We start from the raw sequence: 4,356 nt of genomic DNA, 5'->3' as shown, positions 1-4,356 counted from the left end.
CCGGGAAATGCCATCATCAACGCCAACCCCACGACTTGCAGCGCAACGAAAGGCAGAATGCCCTTGTAAATATCCGTCATGCTGTATTCAGGAGGGGCGACACCCTTGAAGTAGAACAAGGCGTAACCGAAGGGCGGGGTTAGGAATGAAGTCTGCAGATTGATACAGATCAGCATGGCGAACCACAAGGGATTGAAATCCAAGTCCAGGGCGATGGGGGTGAAGATCGGCACCACCACCAGCAGAATCGCCGCCCAGTCGATGAACATCCCCAAGATGAACACCACGGCCATCATGATCACCAGCACCACGTACTCGTGCACATCCATGCCCAGCAGGGTATCGGCCACCACATCGCCGCCGCCCATGCTCAGAAACACCGAGCTGAAGAATTTACCGCCGATGAAGAGCATCATCACCATGGCGGTGGTTTTCAAGGTGGCGCGGCAGCTGTCCCTGAATACCAGCCAGGTGAGCTTGCGGTTGGCCAGCGCCAGTATCGCCGCACCGCTGGCGCCCATGCCGGCCGCCTCGGTGGGGGTGGCCACGCCGCCCAGAATGGTTCCCATCACCGCAAGAATCAGCGCCAGGGGAGGCACCAGCGACTTTAAGGTCATGCCCCATTTTTGTGCAGCTGTGTATGTGCCAGCCTCTTCTTTCGAAATCGGGGGACCCAGCTTCGGGTTAATGTTGCAGCGAATTAGAATATAGGCGAAATACAAACCGGCCAGCAGCATGCCCGGGAAGATAGCCCCGGCAAACAGGTTGCCGACAGTGGTCTCCTTGAGTCCGGTCAAGCCGCCGTATATGACCATCATGATGGATGGGGGTATCAAAATTCCCAGGGTACCGGCCGCACAGATGATACCGCTGGTCATCTCTTTCTGGTAGTTCTTGCGCAGCAGCGCCGGGGTGGCCAGCAATCCCATCGCGACCACCGAGGCACCGATGATGCCCGTGGTGGCGGCAAAAACGGTGCACACCATAACAACTGCCAGGCCCAGCCCGCCCTTGATGCTTCCCAGTACCACGTACATGGCCTCGAAAAGCTTGTCGCTGACCTTGGAGCGGTCCAGCAGCTGGGCCATGAGAATGAACAGCGGGATGGCCACGAGCACATAGTTTTCCATGACGCCCCAGGCGTTGTTGGCAAACATGTTGAACAGGGGACCGACATTGAACCCGTTGTCGATCAACCCGAACAGGGTTGCCACAGCCGCCAGGGTGTAGGCCAGCGGGTGACCGAAGATAATAGCCACAATCAGCGACACGAACATCGCGACAGTTAGAAATTCTACACTCATGATTAGTTACCTCACCCCTTCCGCTTTACCTTGCAAAACCCTGATATTATGTATTAAATTAGAAATTCCCTGAATCAGCAAAAACGAAAAAGAGATGGCCATCAGGGTTTTGATGGGATAGATCGGCGGTGCCCAGCTGGTGGGGTTGAGTTCCAGGCCGGCGATGGATGTCAGGGCGTATTTCCAGGATGCGATCGTCATCAGGATCATCACCGGCATGAAAAAGACCAGATTGGTCAGAACACCGATTACCCCCTGGGGCCGCTGCGACATGCGCGAAGTAAAGATGTCCACCCGCACATGGCCGCTGTATACGTCGCAGTAAGCCAGGCCCAGCATGTAGTGCACCCCGTACAAAAACGTGGTGGCTTCAAAGCCCCAGCTGGTGGGTGCGTTGAATGCGTAACGCATGACCACCTCGTAAACCACCACCAGCAGCAGCGGCAGGGCGAGCAACGCACTGACCTCGCCTTGCTTGATGTTAAATGTATCAATTGCTTTGGATAGTTTTGCCAGCATGCCTCTTGTTCCTTTCAAACGGCACGTGATCCGTTGATATGGGTTGAAGGTCTGCATCTCCTGGAAGCAGACCTTCAACCGTTGCGTTCAATGGATTAAATGCCAATGGGTCTCTATTCGGTAATACGACCGCCGATGTAGGTTTCATATGGCCACGGAGTCGCTCCGGAGCGGGCATCGCGCCAGTCGGCAAAATCCGCTATGAAAGCTTCCTGGCTGTCGAGCACCTTTTTCACATCCGGGTATTTGGCCTTGACGCCGTCCAGGTATGTTTTGGTGGTCTTGCGGAATTCGATAAGGGTTTCTTTGTCCATCTTGACGAATTCCATTTTGTCCTTGAAGCGGCGAACGGCTTCGGCGTTGAGGCTGTTGATCCAGTTGTAGCTCCACAACTGGGTCTCCCTGGCACAGATGTCGATGATCCATTTCAGGTCTTCGGGCAGTTTTTCATATGCATCCTTATTGAAGAACAGGGCGCACTGGACACCGGGCTGATGCACGCCGGGCTGGATGGCGTATTTAGTGATCTCATCAAATCCCATGGGATAATTGATCGCCGGAGAGGAGAACTCTGCGGCATCGATGACGCCCCGCTCCAGGGCCAGGTAGACTTCGCCGCCAGGCAGGGGGGTGACCGAAGCGCCCAGATTGTTCATGATGTCCATGTACCAACCCGGGGTACGAACGCGCATGCCCTTGAAATCTTCCATCTTGGCGGAGCGTTTGTTGGAGGACAGACCCATCTCCTGACCAACCTGGCCACCGGGCAGAGCGAAGAGGTTGAACTGGCCATAGAGTTCCTGCATCATCTCAAGGCCGCCTTTTTCATAAAGCCAGATGTTGTAACCCTCGGCATCCAGGCCGAAAGGCACGGAGGCAAAGGCCACGAACGCTTCGTTTTTTCCCTTCCAGTAACCGGGCCAGTCATGACCGACCTGGGCGCTGCCCTCACTTACTGCGTCGAAGCTTTGCATGGCAGGTACCAACTCGCCAGCTGAAAAGGGCTTAATATCCAACCGGCCGGCAGAAGCCAGGCGTACGCTGTCGGCAAAATGCACGGCGATATCGTAAAACAGAAGGCCTTTGCTCCAGGGCATTACCATTTTCCAGCGGATTTTTTCAGTGCTGGTTTTGAAATTGACGCGCTTGGCCATATCATGGCGTTTGTCGCTGCCGAATTTTTCACGTTTGGCATAGGATGCGCTGGTCAGGAAACAAAGGGCCAAGGCAATGCAAAAAATGGTGGTTAACGCTTTTTTCATGACGGGTTCCTCCCTGCTAATTCGAATGGATTGAAAACATCTCAACTTGAAAAGTTGTAAATTGAGCACTTGCCTACAGGTTAGCCGCTCACCTCCTTTCAATGACATCTGGAAGGTCTTGTATTATGGTCCAATGTTTAAGGATTTATTGGTCATACCAATAATAGGTTTGGATAGTATAGACGCCGGACCATGTCAAGAATAATTTGGGATACAAAGGATAAATGCGATTCATTTTAAAAAGCATCCTTGACAGGCCTGCGCTGCACTTGTGACAGGTGTTCAACCAATTGGGTGCAAGTCGCCTCCGGGCAGCAGGATATAGGGCCGGTCCATCCTTATTCGATGATTGGTTCATGCCATTGGTGGCAGTCATCATCGGGTCAGAACCGAAAGCGTTGATTACTATTTAGTGTCTGTCCAGAAATAGGCAAATTGGGTCGAGATCAAGGCTTTCGAAAAATTTTACCGGAGGCATATGTTTGATATTCCGAGGATAACATTTTTCGAATAACGCAGATGTCGGGCGAATTGGTCATTTATGGATGGGCACTATTTATGATTCGGACAGTGAGGTATATATCGCTCTGTTTCCAGCATATAGATGGAAACCGCTCGCTCCGCAAGAAGAAAAGGCCCGACTTCCATGGACCGGTTCGAAAATGGCGGTACCAATTGAAATGCATACCCTTTGGGTTTTCTAAATTTTGCAATTTCAGGACCAGAAAAAAATAACCGGGCAATTAAATTGTGACCTGCATGATATCAAAGGCTTAACACCTTTTCATGGATTCCTGGTTTTTTTTAAGTAGACGCAGACCCAGCCAAAGTGTATTTATTTAGATACATGACGCAATTTTGAGACATATTCGTTCACCTGAACTTTTATTTCATTCTTGACCGCAAAGGATCATTTTCGGATGGCGAAAAACCAACATGTGGCGCAATCTAATGAATTAAATCGGATAAAAAACCAACTCGAACTGTTTCAACTGATATTCGACAGCATCTACAACGGTGCCATGGTAACGGATGCCAATGGTCTCGTGACCCATCTAAATAAGCCCTATGCGCAGTTTCTCGGCCTCGATGCAGAAAAAAGCATCGGAAAACACTGCACGGAAGTCGTCGAAAACAGCCGGATGCACATCGTGGCCCGCACGGGCAAGCCCGAAATCAACCATACCCAGACTATTCGCGGCCAGAACATCGTGGTGCACCGCATTCCCATTCGAAGAGAGGGGAGCGTCATCGCCGTGTTCGGCCTGGTG

Annotated in this window: 4 protein-coding genes; 1 reads left to right on the top strand and 3 read right to left on the bottom strand. The window is 51.9% G+C overall.

The features are described 5' to 3' along the window. The 3 genes from QNK41_RS00545 to QNK41_RS00535 form a co-directional block, all read right to left on the bottom strand. The coding region (locus QNK41_RS00545; RefSeq protein ID WP_319252662.1) for a TRAP transporter large permease subunit at positions 1-1,304 on the bottom strand (1,304 nt) is incomplete at its 3' end. A gap of 6 nt (positions 1,305-1,310) precedes the next feature. Continuing rightward, positions 1,311-1,823 (bottom strand): TRAP transporter small permease subunit, encoded by a 513-nt coding sequence (locus tag QNK41_RS00540; protein WP_319252660.1) that lies wholly within the window; start codon positions 1,821-1,823, stop codon positions 1,311-1,313. 113 nt (positions 1,824-1,936) lie between these two features. Continuing rightward, positions 1,937-3,085 (bottom strand): TRAP transporter substrate-binding protein DctP, encoded by a 1,149-nt coding sequence (locus QNK41_RS00535; RefSeq protein ID WP_319252658.1) that lies wholly within the window; start codon positions 3,083-3,085, stop codon positions 1,937-1,939. A 920-nt stretch (positions 3,086-4,005) separates the two neighbouring features. Between QNK41_RS00535 and QNK41_RS00530 the strand changes: the two genes are divergently transcribed. Next, positions 4,006-4,356 (top strand): PAS domain-containing protein (locus QNK41_RS00530; RefSeq protein ID WP_319252656.1); only part of this gene is annotated, 351 nt, incomplete at its 3' end.

The organism is Desulfosarcina sp., from assembly GCF_033791525.1.
Lineage (GTDB): Bacteria > Desulfobacterota > Desulfobacteria > Desulfobacterales > Desulfosarcinaceae > Desulfosarcina.
Note: the sequence above shows the minus strand (reverse complement) of the source record. Positions and strands in the feature narration are given on the sequence as shown.